General features: G+C 40.4%; 12 protein-coding genes. 3 read left to right on the top strand and 9 right to left on the bottom strand.

All coding sequences use genetic code 11. The features are described from left to right. Positions 1-96: 96 nt before the first annotated feature. From RAC89_RS08505 to RAC89_RS08530, 6 genes are all read right to left on the bottom strand, one after another. Entirely contained in the window at positions 97-1,956 is a 1,860-nt protein-coding gene (locus RAC89_RS08505; protein WP_306613004.1) for a Z1 domain-containing protein, read from the bottom strand. Next, positions 1,953-3,086: a restriction endonuclease PLD domain-containing protein gene (locus RAC89_RS08510; RefSeq protein WP_306613005.1), complete on the bottom strand. Its 1,134-nt coding sequence runs from the start codon at positions 3,084-3,086 to the stop codon at positions 1,953-1,955. The genes RAC89_RS08505 and RAC89_RS08510 overlap by 4 nt, the downstream gene beginning before the upstream one ends. 116 nt (positions 3,087-3,202) lie before the next feature. Further along, a complete protein-coding gene (locus RAC89_RS08515; protein ID WP_306613007.1) occupies positions 3,203-4,867 on the bottom strand; it encodes a UvrD-helicase domain-containing protein in 1,665 nt (554 codons plus the stop codon). A gap of 15 nt (positions 4,868-4,882) precedes the next feature. Beyond that, positions 4,883-7,525, bottom strand: coding sequence for a PD-(D/E)XK nuclease family protein (locus tag RAC89_RS08520; protein ID WP_306613008.1), 2,643 nt, complete (start codon positions 7,523-7,525; stop codon positions 4,883-4,885). 9 nt (positions 7,526-7,534) lie between these two features. Further along, complete coding sequence (locus tag RAC89_RS08525; protein ID WP_306613009.1) at positions 7,535-10,000, bottom strand: UvrD-helicase domain-containing protein; 2,466 nt, start codon at positions 9,998-10,000, stop codon at positions 7,535-7,537. A gap of 14 nt (positions 10,001-10,014) precedes the next feature. After that, complete coding sequence (locus RAC89_RS08530; RefSeq protein WP_306613010.1) at positions 10,015-11,760, bottom strand: AIPR family protein; 1,746 nt, start codon at positions 11,758-11,760, stop codon at positions 10,015-10,017. Positions 11,761-12,721: 961 nt separating this feature from the next. Here RAC89_RS08530 and RAC89_RS08535 point away from each other — a divergent pair. Further along, on the top strand, positions 12,722-13,168 hold the full coding sequence (locus tag RAC89_RS08535) for a helix-turn-helix domain-containing protein (RefSeq protein WP_306613011.1): 447 nt from the start codon (positions 12,722-12,724) through the stop codon (positions 13,166-13,168). A gap of 106 nt (positions 13,169-13,274) precedes the next feature. On the opposite strand, the gene RAC89_RS08540 is transcribed toward RAC89_RS08535, so the two are convergent. From RAC89_RS08540 to RAC89_RS08550, 3 genes are all read right to left on the bottom strand, one after another. Further along, positions 13,275-13,466: a hypothetical protein gene (locus RAC89_RS08540; RefSeq protein ID WP_306613012.1), complete on the bottom strand. Its 192-nt coding sequence runs from the start codon at positions 13,464-13,466 to the stop codon at positions 13,275-13,277. A gap of 44 nt (positions 13,467-13,510) precedes the next feature. After that, complete coding sequence (locus RAC89_RS08545) at positions 13,511-14,023, bottom strand: hypothetical protein (RefSeq protein ID WP_306613014.1); 513 nt, start codon at positions 14,021-14,023, stop codon at positions 13,511-13,513. 66 nt (positions 14,024-14,089) lie between these two features. Next, positions 14,090-14,407: a hypothetical protein gene (locus RAC89_RS08550; RefSeq protein WP_306613016.1), complete on the bottom strand. Its 318-nt coding sequence runs from the start codon at positions 14,405-14,407 to the stop codon at positions 14,090-14,092. 153 nt (positions 14,408-14,560) lie between these two features. Here RAC89_RS08550 and RAC89_RS08555 point away from each other — a divergent pair, with 153 nt between their 5' ends. Both RAC89_RS08555 and RAC89_RS08560 read left to right on the top strand, forming a co-directional pair. After that, entirely contained in the window at positions 14,561-14,932 is a 372-nt protein-coding gene (locus tag RAC89_RS08555) for a helix-turn-helix domain-containing protein (RefSeq protein ID WP_306613017.1), read from the top strand. A gap of 455 nt (positions 14,933-15,387) precedes the next feature. Continuing rightward, the gene (locus tag RAC89_RS08560; protein WP_306613018.1) at positions 15,388-15,645 is read left to right on the top strand and encodes a helix-turn-helix domain-containing protein; all 258 of its coding nucleotides are present in this window, start codon (positions 15,388-15,390) and stop codon (positions 15,643-15,645) included. The last annotated feature ends 6 nt before the right edge of the window (positions 15,646-15,651 follow it).

Raw genomic sequence — 15,651 nt, forward strand, 5'->3', positions numbered from 1 at the left:
CTGAGTGAGAGGTTGATTCGATGTATATCGACGTTGCAAACTGACGGAAATCGTAATAGCAGCTAGAAGGAGAGCTGCCCCTCATGTTTTCACTAATTAATCTTCCGAATCATCATCATTTACATCATAGTACACAATATTACTTGGCAGTTTGATATTAGGCACCCATAGTTTTCTCCCGCCCCAGCCCTTTTCGCCCGTCATCTTGTAAACAGTCAAAACAATTTTGTCCTGTATTGATGCGCCTAGCTGCCAATCGTTCGCAGACAAAAGCGCACCGGTACCTTTTGCAACATTTCTATTTCTGCGAACAATAAGAATTCCCTGCGCTGTAGGCTGCTCGGTTAATAATGATTTGATAATGGAAACAAAAGTGTTGATTCGAAAATCTGCTGCTGAAGTAATATGATTGAGGATTTCAATCATGAATCGCAAGTTAACTTGATAGCATTCCTCTGTATCATTAAAACGTGCAAGAAGTTGATCTAACTCTTCTATAGAATCATTTTCTGGTGAAAATGGATAGTAGTTTGTTCCGCCTGAGATAATACCCACTTTTTTATTGTCCAACACATTTTTTCTGGTAGGGTAGATACCTTCCGGGTAGTAAATTTTAATATTACTTAGGCCCCGCTCTACCTGAGAAATAATAGAATTATTCGTGGCATTAATATCTGAAAATAATTTATATAGGTTTTCATCAATAAACACTCGCATTAAACCTTCATCTCGATCATATCCAAACATCCGGCTATGCTGCCACATCGTATCGGCCTGTGGCTTTTTAGCAGTGCGAGTATAATAAATTGTCTGTAAGCCAGGGAAGGTGACACCTCTCCCCAATGTATTTCCGCCAATTAGAATATTTGAGCCTGTTTCGTATTGATCACTGGTAACGGTTGAAGAACCATTCAAAACAAGCACCTCTACCTGGCCGCTCGTTAAAAGTTCTTTTATTTTGGTATATACATCTTCAAATGCTGCTCGTTCGAACTTCTGCGGATACGTACGTTCATAAACGTTCTTCAACTCTATTATGAAAGCAGGATCATCAATGTTGTTCTTACAATATTGGAGCTCTTTCTCCACATCGTTCTGAAATTGGCTGTGAACCGCTTTGCGAACACTTGGATGAATCAAGCAATTGCAAACCTTACCGTTGGATACCAATATTTGACCCGATGCCACAAGATGATGAATAATTGCAGATTTTAACGGGTTTTCAAGCGTGTCAGTGATCGCGATACATGATGATAATCCGTTTTTCTTAAAGAAAAAATCACCTCCAAGATAACCAGTACCTGGGCGAAAATAGTAAGTAAAATAGGGATGCCATCCTGAAGCCATTGTTTGTAAGAGTATAGATTGAGGTGTGCCGGTAACCTGGAGGTAAATGCTGCATGCCGCTTTCGTTTTTATTTCTTCCAAATACCTGTTGATAGAGGATCTTTGATTTCTATTAACTAGGGTATTTAAAGAAGCTGCATCAGCTTCGTCATCAATAATAAACAGGGGATTTCCTTTCATAAAACCGGTCGATGATAAGATGTTTGACCATTGCTTCAATGTGTTAACATTTTTCTTCAACACAATAATTGTAGGTTTCATCAAGCAGTTTTGGGCAAATATCTCCGAATCATATTCGTCGCAGACACAATAGCCTTTTAAATCCGCTCGTACCCTGTCAATGGTTTGCTGCTGAAGTACAACATTATCGGTTGTTAGAATAATAAACGCAGGAAACCCTAAATCCGTTGCAGCAGAAATAATTCCAAACATCTGACCGGTTTTTCCAGACTGCACATTGCCAAATAGCAAACCTATTTCATGATCGCTAAACGAGAATTTTTCCAAATACGCAGGCGCAACATCATTTACAGTTTTTTTTATAGATTCTGCAAGCTGGAGGTTCCCTCTATCTATTATAGTCTTGAGATATGAGTCTAAATACTTCAAACTGTTACCTCCTGTACATCTGTGTTAGGTAAAAACGAAAGCATCCAAACATCCATTTCCGTGCCGTCTTCTGCGATTGTCTTCACTGTTGTTTTAGTGAGAGTAATACTATTTCTACCGTATTTCTCAAGAATTTCTTCTGTTATCATTCCCTTAAATGCTTTATCAGTTTCAACTTGATTTACCGGTTCCACTAGACCCGAAGCAACAAGACGTCCTTTTATCCAGCGCCCCATAATTTTCAGATCATCTTTTGAGTAAAGATTCTTATTGTTTTGACCACAGGTCCATGCCTTAAACTTCCATCCATCGTCAGTAACAGCCATAAAAGGTTTATTATGTTCAGGATAACCTGGTAAATCTCGAATTTCTTTACCTACCACCATTTCGATTTCCCACCATACTCTTTTACGGCCGCTTGCATAACAAACATTTATGTTAGAACCTCTCATCCTTGGATCAGCGTGGTTTTCTGGAACTTTCAAAGGTATTTCAAATGAGATGTCTGTTACGTTTCTTTGATAAGCGGCCACCTCGTCCGAGGTGATTCTTGTCACAAATTCTTGGCCCACCAATGCAGTATTAACTTCTCGAACCAGCGGGACTCTTACTTCTTGAATGTTAGCAGAGCACCTCGGCTCCTTTAGTTTCCTGATAATATTTGACACTTCTTCGATTTCTTCCGGAGTTTCAGTAACAGCTGAAATTTCATACTGCCGCAGATTAGATGCTTCAAGTTTTAAAGCACCCAAGTTGTTTGATCCAATAATCCCTGCTACTGGGTTCCCCTTTTTGTAAAAGGTATAAAGCTTTCCGTGATATTTAAACGCTTTTACAATTCTTACCTCACCAATGCCCGCTTGCTTCCATGCCTCATTAAGTGATAAAGCTGCATTGTATGTACCCTCAGGCATACCTTCCAAATAGTACATGCCAATATTAAGGCATACATTGTTGATGCCGCTATCTTCAACAATGTTTTGAAGCTCCATTAATGATGCCTTCGAAACATAACCAACCGCTATTTCCAAACTATCAGAGTTTCCGGCTGCTTCTTTGAAATAGTCAATAAATGATTGCTGTCCCTCTTCCAGTCGAAGCGGTAAAATATTTGAATATAGTAATCGCATCTCATGTTAGCTCCCATAGCAAAGTGAGTTGAGTTAATGGACTCTTCGTATACATTTTAGCTCTCTTAACTCTTATATAAAAGGTATTCCTGTAAGATCTAGAATCCTCTGGCTCTTTAATGTGTTTCATGCAAGAAGTCAGTTGGATAAAAGTCAGACTTGAATGGGGAAACATCTTGGAAATAGTCGCCATAATACATGAGGGTCAGTGTCTTTTTAGCCCTTGTTAACGCAACATATAATACCCTCTTTTCTCTGTCGGTGATTTGCCGCTTATCATCGAGATACATCTTTGTCGTGACGTCTTCCGCATTATATCTTTCCAATGCCTTGAACTCATCCTCTAAGGGGTAGTTTTTACGGTCAAAATTAATGATAAATACATGATCAAACTCAAGACCTTTTATCGGATGAGCATCGGTTACATATACATGACTGCCTGATCCGGCTGAACTGGGATCATCTGCTTTCTTTACGGAAAAATATCGGCCCAATCTGGTCTTTAAATCATTTTCTTGTATCTCATCCTTTATGCGGTGCACCACTGCAACAGATTCCTCTGGATTCCTATTTTTCAAACGTAAGATTTCCTCAATTAAATAATTAATTTCATCTTTATAGGTTCTGAAATGAAGAATCCTTGGTTTAGTTCCTTCTTTATTGTAAATTTCCTTATCCTGCTTATCATCATCTTCACGAGTAAACTGAAGTGCATTGGCTAAAGCCATAATCTGGCGAGTAGACCTAAAAATACCCTCGAGCATATAATTATTTCCCCGGTCAATCTCAATCCCTAACTTGCGATAAGAGTATGGGCTGCTCTTATAGATTCGTTGTTTATCATCGCCGCAAACAGTAAGGCTCTTCCTCGTGAGCAGAGTCAGTGCATAGAGCTGCATCGGCTGTAGATCCTGAGCCTCATCTATAAAGACATGATCATATTTTAATGAATTAGGAATTTGATCAATCAATTCGATAAGCTTTAAGGCATAGTCTTCCGCATCCAGTCGGTTATGAAATGCATGAACCTGATCTTCCCTGTACTTTTCAAAAAGCCGAAAGATCGTTCTTCTTTGCTCTCTTGAAATATTCGGAAGATTTCCCCGGCCTGTACGTTCCAAGTTACGGTCAGTGTACCGTTCTTCAGTAATGTAGTTATTAGCCTTCATCCATAAAAATTCATCCCGCAGAAAATCGACATTCTGCTCTTTCTTTATTTTATGGATAGGAGGGAGATCCTTAAATTCCTCTGAATCTAACCATTGCAATACTCTATGCATTTGCCGGATCATCATGCCATTGCGCCTTCTAAGTTCTTGAGGCGTTGTCTCAAATCTGGGTATCGAAAAGCCAGCGTCATCTAAAACCCTCTTCACTAAATCATGAAACGTGAAAAAATGAATATTGTCATATTTACCGTGCTTATCATCCATTTCCTTATAATAAGGAGACCGCTTGAAACGATGATTCATATCCTGGACTAATTTGTTATTATAGGATACATACAAATAACGCCCTTTATCTTCTTCGATCATCCTCCCGGCCATTCTGGAGAGAAGAGCCAGACTTTTGCCGCTTCCTGCCGCGCCGCGAATTAACATATGCTTACTCTTACTGAGAACAATTTCAACTTGTTTTTTGGTCAGCGTGACGTTATGTAGTATCTTGTCTGCTTCATAACTAATGGCTGCTTGAACAATGCTTTTTGACGAAGCTGACCATTTCAAAAAGGAATCCCAGACCAAAGCGTTCTTTCTCAGATTCCCTTTGTTCGTCGTCATCGGTCTTGATCCTCCTTAGTTTGCATACTGTTCATCATCAACAGAGTGCCGTCCGTCCGGACAAACATTCAAATGAGGACAATACTTGCAGTTTGAACTCGGCCGTGTCAACGTAAAATCAGGCGCTGTTTGAGTGAATTTATATCCGCTGTTACTCCATGCTTTTTTCCAGCCTGCTGAACTGCCGGATGGATTGGCGAGATACTTCAAACCGCTTAAACAATGATACTCTAATCCGGCATAAGCGTAACTTTTGAAAGCTTGGGGTGATAAAGCGTGCCGGTTGGCCGTCATCCCTTTTGATATGTGCTTAAAGCTGCTCCAGTATGGAAATACATCTTGAAGTATCATGCCGGGCGTATCCGTAAAATGAGCCAGTACAGAATACAAATTTTGATAAAAGAAACTGTAGTGAAACTCTGAATGATATACGCTGTATGGGCGTATCAAATAACTGCTGAAAAACCTCCGGGGGCACATGTGAATTTCAGATAATGCATAATCCGAGTAATGCCCGAAAACCTTGCTGAGATCCTTCGTATTTCCTGCCAATGTTTGCGCCGCTGAAGCGGGAAGGGCAGGAAGCAGTCTATGATCATTTACCTGAGGTATCTGATCTATCAGTAATCGAAGATAAATAGATGGTTCTAAATTATTCTGTTCCTTCCAGTCCATGAACCAGGATAATGTAACCTGCTGCTTTCCGGACAGCAGGATATTAAATAAATACCGTGGTATGGCATCTTTATGTTTTTCTCTCAATACCGCGGCCTTCATGGCCGGAACCCGCTCACTTAATTTCTCTACAGTCTGTTTCGTCAGCGGCCAGGTCAATGACGATTCTGCATTCGGAAATGAAAATTCGTCAAGGCCTGTAACATGTACAGCTCCCTCACGAAAGATGATCCCATCGATCTCAGCCAGATCATGAAGCTCATTTGTTTTGGCAAGCGGGAGGTTTTCCTCTTCTTCCAAATGAGCAGCAAGAAGCACATGCAGCGCTTCAGAAATATCTTCTATCTGATATTTCTTATCTTTAGGATGACTCTGGCTGGAATCAGCAAACTCCCATATTTTATCAACCAGAATCTCTTCATGCTTTAGAAATTGAACTTCGGACTGTTGTTTGTAGATGAAGGAAAGAATCAATTGGAAGTAATCAAACAGCGAAAGTCCCTCGTTCATATCTTTGAAAAACAGCTGAACATGAGCAGAAATACTCTCCAATATCGTTAATACACCCGCCAATTCTTCTGGCGGGATCGCATATGGAGCAATTTTTTTGATTGGATTTTGAATTTCATCAACAAACCGGTAATGTTCTGGTGAAGCTTCAATCCCTCTGATCAAAAATTCGCCGTTTTCAATCTCATCAATCAGTTTCCCTATACCTGTTCTCCATTCCTCCAATGACATCATTCTTGGGAAGAAATCTTTAAGTAAATAAAGAAAATGAACATAATCAGAAGCAGGCTGCTTTTTACCTGTACGAGGATTGACTGCAGAGAGCCAAGGGGAAATAAAACATTCGGTTAACATCTCGATGCTGACCAACTGCTGTTTCCTTTCCTGGTCCCACATCTTGTGCAGATGAAGCAGATACTGCCCTACAGGATAGTACAAGAAATTGCGTTCTTCTTGAAATCTCTCTGGAAAAAACTCTTTCAGCCGGGCTTGTAAATCATTATAATTAGGCGTTAAATGATGAGTCTGGATCTCGGTGTTCCCAAACTCCGCGATCCATTGGTAAACGTTTCGATAATGCTGAATAATGAACCGGTCTGTCCACAATGGTTCAGCAGATTCTTTTATATTTTCAAATAAACCCGCAAAATAACGGCTAGCAGGTGCTTCTTGTGAAAACCGGCTAACTTTCCATTCTTTAGCCGGAACCCAATCATTCGATGTTCCAAGCACCTCTTCAAGAAAACGAAACGTATGCGGAAAATCAGGTTGATAGTACTGAAGAAACGTAATTTTCACTCCTGCTTGGCGAAGTGACTGAAACATTTGCTGCTGAAGCGGAGTAAGGAAATAAAATCCATGAAGTATGACTTCTCCATCCAGATGCAGGTTCTCTTCGCTTACTGCTAATGATTGTCCCGATTCCAGATCCTTCGCATACTTTTCCTTAAGTCTGGCAGCCGTCATTATTTTAAAAGCCGCTGGATGACGAAAAGCAAACATGACCTGTCCTAACTTCTTAAAGTGATTCGCTCCCTCATCCTGCTTAAGCATATTCACCCAGATGGCGGCCAGCTCTTTCTCATTCGCAGTATATGCATATTGTTCCAGATCTTGAGGTTTTACCCCTAACTCAGCAAGTGTCCGTATGGCAAGAAGGACTCCCTGTTTATTTCTTCGAAAGGATTTTTTCATCGGTGTATCTTCAGGGTTATCTGCAGAACCCTTTCGAAGGAGTTCCGAAAGATGAATATACTGTTCCAGTTTGACATACGAATCCATCCAATTACCGAGGACAGCGTCAGTAAACCATTTTGCAGAGATAATATTTTTCCGTTTGCCGCCGTCCCAGACAGTCATCGCCTGAGTCAAGCTTGCTGTAGCACATATATGGAGCACTTGATCCCGGTCACAGATGTCCGAAATAACAGGATCATCGGGATGTGTATACGTAAAAACCGTAACTTGTTCCATGTCGAGTTGTCACTCGCTTTCATATACTGGCAGATATTTTGCCCAGCATTCCTTGCCGGGTTTGAATGTGCATTTAACAATCCATAACTGCTGCTCTGCTCTTGTCATCGCAACATACAATAATCGCAGCTCTTCCGCTTTAATCGCATTTTGTTCCGAGGTCTGAAGACTGTTAAAGTTCGGGCTGGTATACTCCTTATCATCTTGGCTTTGTTCTCTTCCCACTTTTAAGCGAATCTTCCATCCTGCCTGCGCTTTATCTTTATTAAAAATGATGCCGCTGTTATATAAAACCGACGCATGAAAGAAACGATCCGTAAATGGAATGACAACCGTATGGTATTCCAGCCCCTTAGCTCGGTGGACGGTAAGAATATTCACGGCGTGGTAAGTAAAAATATCGTCCTTTGGTTCGTCTTCTTCCCGATTGCTTTTAATCTGGATCTGAAGCCAGTTCAGTATCGAGGGCAATGAGACATGATCTCCTCCCTGACTCTGCACCATCAAGTCCATAATTCTGGTTAAATTTAGTTCGTAAGCTGTTGCGCGGCGTTTGGCCTCTTCCGGTTCAGCACCTTTTAGAATCAATAATTCGTAGTATCGGTTAACCGGTTCACTTTCGTTAATAATTAACCGAAGCAAAGACAGAATCGGAAGCCTTCTTATCTCTTTTTGATATCTTTTCAAGTCTGTAAGATAAGGATCTATTATTTTACGGACAGCATCAGGATTCCCGTCCGCTTCAAATAAAAAGGAAGGATCTAACTGATATGAACTATATGGACTCATTAAATATTCACAGGCATAAGCCGGCTCATTTGTAAACAACAGCGCATGAAGCAACCGATTCAAATCTCGTGCTGATGGACTCTCAAACAGTGTGCCTCCAATATCCAGGTGAAATGGAATTTTTTCAGATGCACACCATTCGGCCACTAACCGCGCTTCTTTTCGAGTTCGCGTCAATACTGCCACTCGGTGCTTTTTGGGCTGTTTCCCCTCGGCTTGCTGCATGGCGCGCTTCATCCACGATATAATCGTACCTTTACATTCCTGCTTCTCTTCATAGGCCAGCGGAGTTACCTTCAGCGGGATCACGCCGTTTTCTTTTGGTTTATTAGAAATGAGGCGGTCCTTTTCCGTATAACTGAAGCTGCTTCCCCAAAAAGAGAAATACTTTTGATCCATAACTTCAAGAAGTTTCTTTGAGGAGCGGTAGTTCTGTTGCAGTGAATATGCAGGAAGCCACTTATTGCCCCCATAATCAGCTCCCAGCAATTTTTCGAAGGCGGAATCATCCGCTCCGCGGAACCGGTAGATCGATTGTTTGACATCTCCAACAACAAATAATTTCATTTGGAATTGGACAGCCAGCCTTTGAGCCAGACGAATTTGGAAATCGCTGCTGTCTTGAAATTCGTCAATAAATAGATAATCATAGTCTAATTGAATCTGCTGCATCAATTCGGGGCGTTCCATAACTGCCTGATCCAGCATGCTTGATAAATAACTTAAGGTGACAGCATTCTCATTCAGCTGTTCTTCTAGAAAAGCACTGTGACAGGCTGTGATGACAGAGACTATTAAATCTTGCAATGGTTTATAATATTCATCTGCCGGTCCAAACAGTTTCTGAACCACCTCCTTGCTGCTGGGTATTACACCCCTTTTCTCAAAGTCAGCCCAAAACTGATCGATGAGCCGAATCAGCTCATAATCCCGTATTTCTGTTAAAAACTGTTTAAATGCAGATGTAATCCGGTTGGCAATTTGGTAACTATTGAGAAACGCATCAATCTCACGTTCAATAAGTTCCCTGCGCTCTAACTTGAAATTTTTGATTGTAAAATTAGAACCCAATCCGACTTCTCCCCCCAGGTTCTTAAACATCCGGTAAAGGAAAGAATCGATAGTACTGATCTGCAGCTCATTTAGATGTTCGATATCTTTAAGATACGCGGCATCGCCCGTAATTTGAAAACGGAAATACAAGGCTTCTCTTAGTTTTTCGAACATATTTTTAGCTGCTTCCCGCGTAAAGGTTATCATTGCCACCGAAGATGGCTCAACCTTCACATGCTTTAACAGGAACAAAATGCGCTGGACCATGACTGTAGTCTTTCCGGAACCTGCCCCAGCCGTAATAAGGATGGATCCTTCGGGATCTGCGTGTTCCACCTCGTACTGCTCTTGATTAAAGGTTGGAAAATAACCGGCCAATTCTGATTTAATCGTATTAAAATCAAGCCCGTTCTTTATCGATGTAGCGGCTGAGGTGAACGGAAATTTCGGATCGATGTGAACCTGATACAGCATGCTTTCTTTCAACATAGTGCTGTTTGACTGACCTCTTAATGTGACTTCACAGTCAGTAAGTAAAATCATTTTGGTTCCTGAAATCACCTTGCTGTAAACTTCATCTATATGAATATCGATCCCTCGTGCTATGAGAAGCTCTGAGTACAGCTCTTCCATCTTGTTTCCTCTTTCTATTTCATGATGGCCAATCTTTGCAATTTATGCTGCAGTGATGTCCAGCACGCTTCGCGCTTACAATACTGGGTGACATTTGTTCCTTTTACCGGCGGATCCGTAATGTGGTCCCATACCACTTCAATAATTTTTTCCATTTCATCTTTCTGTTCCTTACTGATTGACTGCGCAGCCCAAATCTGTTTGAAGTCGAACTTTGGATTCAATAACGATAATGCAGCTATTGAATAAGTAACCAGATTGGCTTTATACCCTTTATAATTCAGAGTCTGAATCAGCTTATCTGTATCACGGAAGAGAATTCCTTTAGCTATCATATCTTGATAGTAGTTTTCGTCCGGCTTAATTTTATCTTCTCTGACGAAGTTACAGAATTCTAGAAAGTTGGCTTCCGAACCTTTGCTGACAATATTCGGATACTGATTCCAGCTCATGATATATTTAGCCGCTTCCGTTTTCGTAATAACTTGTTCTTTTGGGAATTCCACTTGATACGCCCTCTTTTTAGCCGAGGTCGATCCCTGTCGGTTAACCTCCACCATATATTGACCGCGGGTGCGTTCATAAAACCACTTGGTTGCAGGATTTGTATCCGGAACCGTAACAGCGTAAGAGAGGCGCTCAAGTTCCGCCTGATAGGCGTCGTTAGAACGAAGATCAGAAATGGATATCTTGTTCTGGCTGTTTGCATACTCGGAAATGCTTGAAATAATTTCATCTTTCCGGCTCATATCTTTAATCACATTCAACTTAATTTGTACGAACAGTTCGTCTAACGACTCTCCCTCTTTATATGCACGGTAAAGTGAAGCCGTCGTCTGGCCGCCGTTAACGATCTGCCAGCCGATCAGTTCACTGATTTCAACAAAACCTGTTACCTCTTTTTTGGAGAAGACTGCCTGTTCAGCAATCGTTGTCAGGCCGTTATTATAGGCCATAAACATGGTCGGGCTTTTCTTAGCCGTCATGATGATGCCTTTATTTATTTTCCCCCGTGCTTGCAGGTAGGAGCGCACATTTCTCTCCATCAATCGATTACCATAAAATTCATATGCCTTTGCCAGCAGGTTGCCGGAGACATACCCTATGTAGCAGCTGTACGTATCGTTTTCTACGGGAACTTCAATTAGACACATTGGTTCAGCAAACTGCTCATCCAGCTTTATATGCAGTTCATCCATCTGAACATTTTCTACATCAAAACCGTAAAGCTTTTTCAAATCCCAGATGTGAAATGTCACTTTCGCATTCTCAATCATGGTGTCGTCAGGGTTCGCATCCAGCTCACTGATTCGATTCGTTATAATATGTATGGAGGCATGCCGAATATGGCCAATATTTTGTTTTATTGTTTGGCTTAAGTCGAAAATCTCCGGATACTTATTCTGGTTAATTATAGTCCCGAGCAAATCGGAAACGGCGGCGAATATAAAGGTTTCTGTCTGTTGAATTAATCCTTTTATTTCCTCGCGGCTGATTACACTCGGTACTGGCCCTTCATGGTAATCAACTGCAAATACTTGCAGTGTGTTCATTTCATCGCTGAGCTCGTATCCATGAATGGATATGCCGTCGCGTGCACTTTGAAAAGCACAAACCTGTGGTGAAGACAATACCTCACCTTCTACAAGACGATCACTGGCGATCGTGGCAAATGATACTATTTTTTGATTAAAGTTGAGTGCAGCATGATTGTCCACATGCTCTGTTAGTTCTGTAAAATACGTGTTGATTTTACTCATCCTTATGACCCCGAACAATTAGAATTTTTAATGAATGAACTTCACTCATTTATGTGAAGTTATTTTTATCTTTCGACACCAAGCCGTAGTTCCTATAGCCTAAAAAGAATAAATATATATCTATTCTACATTAAATATGATATATCCTCTGAATCTTTTTTTAGAACTTCTTTTAAATGACGGTACGTGACCTTTGGATGACCTTCGGGTGACCTTTCGGTGAGATTTGGGTGACCTTGAGGTGACCTTGAGGTGACCTTGAGGTGACCTTGAGGTGACCTTGAGGTGATCTCCGGGTGATCTTTGAATAATTCTAACTACCCTTACTTGGCTAAAACAATAAAAAAACATCTTCAGATTTATTTTCCCCCAACTTTACAGCAATAGAGACACAGCCCATTAACTCATTCTCCTCTCTTGAAAATGATACGTATTTATTCACCTTTCCAGCAGGCTTCCGCTTGTCACTAAAGACTGCGATTAAGAAAACCTTGCTGCATAAGCCTTTTTCGTTTATATTTCTAGTGATTATTACGGTGACAAAGCAGGTGATTATCTCGGTGATTCAATCACCTGCTTTGTCACCCACTTTGTCACTGGGTTAATCACCATCCCAAGCTTCCATTTCATTTCTTTCATGAGATCATGAACCTGGATTTTCAGTAGGAATTGCTATAGGACAGGATGTAGACAACTGAGTTGAAATTTAATATACTATCCTTATATCTTGTAGATTTGCCCCTATCTGTTCCAGCCAGACGGCAGGAACCATTCTAACGTTAATTAGACCAGATGCCTGGTTTCCTATTGTCTTAATTACCCACGGGTTATGATATCAATCCTCTCAAACGAGAGCCAAGAGTAGGCAATCTCCGAACATCGGAGCTTCCCTACTCTTTTTTTGGTTTGCCCGTTCCACTGAAAAAACTGGCATAAATCTAAGAAAGATGGGGTTTTTAACATGAGGACAGTTTACAGCGCAGCAGAAATTGCAAGAAAGTTAGCTTTGCCCGAATCAACGGCTCACAGACGGATCCAACTAGCAATTGATCTGGGATTTATCCAGGCAGAAAAACAGGGGGGGCGATACAAATATTCTGAGACAGATTTGAAGGTCGTTGAAATTCTAGATGCCTGCTACGGGATGGTTCCCTCGGAACGCAAGCTGATAGATTTACTTTCAAATAAAAATATTACAAACACACCTCGAGACGGATTGGCTAAGTTAATAAGCGTAATTGTCGGCATTACCAACGAGATGTTAATCCAGTATGCTTCAGTGTCTGACGCCTTGAAGAAAGCCGAGGAAATGAACTGGGATCTTTCAAGGAAGCTGTCCAATGTTCAAGATAAACTAGATGCCCTTTGGTTAAAAATCGATCGGTTTGAATCTCGTATTGGTCGTTAAACTCAACATCTTATGCAAAACTAACAAGGATGCCGAGAAGACATCCTTGTTTAAACCGCCATATTTGTAACTGCTATGCATTGTGAAGCACTTAATTTGGCGGTACTCACTCAATGATTACATCAACATAATGTGGTGGTTCAGGTTTATTATATATTCTCGCGATTCTTAATGCTTGGTTCATACCTTTAATCTGACCTTTAATAAATTCGCTATCTGGATCTAATTCAAGTTCCTTTTGCAGCTCAGAAATATAGTCTACAAAGTAATCTATCAGGAAATCAATTTCTTTTTCCAATCAACAGTCCCCCATTCTCCCCACTGTAGTAAACTTTGAACTTATTATTTCAACAATAATATCGAGTCCACATGAGATAGTGGGCGAATTACCAGATCGTAACTAATAGCACCACACGTCTGTTCAATGATTTTTGTTGATAGACCAACTTCTAGATAGAGCCCTACCACATCCTCTACACGCAGCGGATACCGAAAACCATTCAACTCTAATCTTTCTTTAACCCTGTTTTCCCTCTCAATAAGTAAAGTATCTTCATTAAGTTTGCTCGAAGCAGCACCCAATTCTTGATCATTCAGGAGAAAAGTATCCGGTCTTACCTTTCCTTTTAGATAGCACAACAGTTCTTCTCCGTTAAGTCCTTTTGCGATTCCATCACTAAAGAACGGTAATAACATAATACATGGCATTGGCAGCCAAGACGCCCAACCCATCTCATGAAATTGGGTAGGAAAAGCCGTTTGTCCTGTTGGTATCAAACCAAGTTCCGAGAGGTCTCTGACCCTGATAGGTCCATTGGTCATAAAATTTATGGCCTTTGATTCAAACGAAGACATTATAACCCTTCCCTTCTATCAACAGTGGTTTAACATGCAATTCTGATATCAATTTGTATCTAGAAATTAGATGAATTTAATTAAATCGAGCGCATTATGATAGGAGTCAGCGATTTGAAACCTGTACTCTTTTTCATGTGTTACAGCTGGAACATTTCGACATACGCCCAGAACCCTGAAGTTTTCTCCCTTGTCATCAACTAAATCTGTTATCCCTTCTTTACTTTGAGTAACAGCAAATCGAAAAGTTTTATTACCCTTTTCTAATTCTAGAAACAGTTGTTCTTGTGTGTCCTCTCTCCAAAGTTTATGAAATTTAAAACTATTCTTATCTCCGTTTCTTTTTATCAATACTAACGTCTGTAACTGTTCTCCTAGCATCATAAAATCTCCCTATCTCAAAATTCGAAACAGTAACGACTGCTCCTTATAATAAAAGTATATAAATCACCAATTTAAAAAAAGGTCCAAATTAGTTTTAAACATCGCACATGAATCTTAAGAGATTTATTGCTGCTCTATTTAGGGAGGGGAACAATGGATACTTTCAGGAAGCTAATTGGTCAAAGAATTAAAACCCTTCGAAAGGAAAAGGGACTAACGCAGGAAAAACTAGCTGACAAAGCCCAGCTAACGTACCAATATGTGGGGGCTGTTGAGCGTGGGGCCCGGAATATTTCGATGGATTCTTTAGAACGCATTATCTGTGCACTGGGAGTTGAATTCGATCAACTTTTGAATCTGAAAGAAGTAACCAAAAATCCGATCTCGGAGGATGAACACAACAAAGGCTATATTCTAACTATCCATAATCACTTATTAAAACCCCGTTCTGTACAAGAGATACGGGCAATTCACAAAATTACTGAGGAGATATTAAAAATTTTACCTGCTAATATACAAACTTAGCTTAGCTCATGTTTTCATTTTCTTACTAAGTGCTCATAATCACTGATTCTTGACAAGCCTCATTTTTATCTCTATTATTAAGATATACCACGCAGTCAACACCCTTTTATTTCTTGTTCCCGCCAGGCGGATGGGAATCATTCTAAGACTAATTCCATGCTTAATTTAAATTGGCGAACATTTTCGTCATAATAGTAAAGCCCTTTTCAGGTAGTAAGCTTTAATCCTACTGAAAAGGGCTTTTTTGTGCTTTTCAATTTGTTTTAACGATAATTAGCCTGGTTCCCCCATCAATCGATCGGAGGCATATACACAAGGGAACAATCATTTTATTAATTATTGGAGGTTGATGAAAACAGCAACGGTACCCTTCCATTTACCTAGTAATTTGGGTTGTTCAAAATTTGATGATCTACTATAGAAGCCTTACTCTCTTATTAAGGAGGTATCTTCATATGAACGAATCCACAAGACAGCTATCCATCGAATATATTCCAGCTGCTAAACGTAATACCTTAACCCTTAAAGAGGCTTGGGAAGAGGTATTTGAATGCCAGATATCAAAAGACAAGCTTTACGCAGAAGTCAGAGCTAAAAGAATTCCTCACACCCGCGTTGGAACAAAAATCCTCTTTAGAAGAGATACTTTGCTGTCTTGGTTCCAAGAACAGGAGACAAAAAATTATTGTCCAGAGGACATTGAAACACATTGAAAATGA

The organism is Paenibacillus sp. GD4 (genome assembly GCF_030846225.1).
GTDB classification, from domain to species: Bacteria; Bacillota; Bacilli; order Paenibacillales; family NBRC-103111; genus Paenibacillus_G; species Paenibacillus_G silviterrae.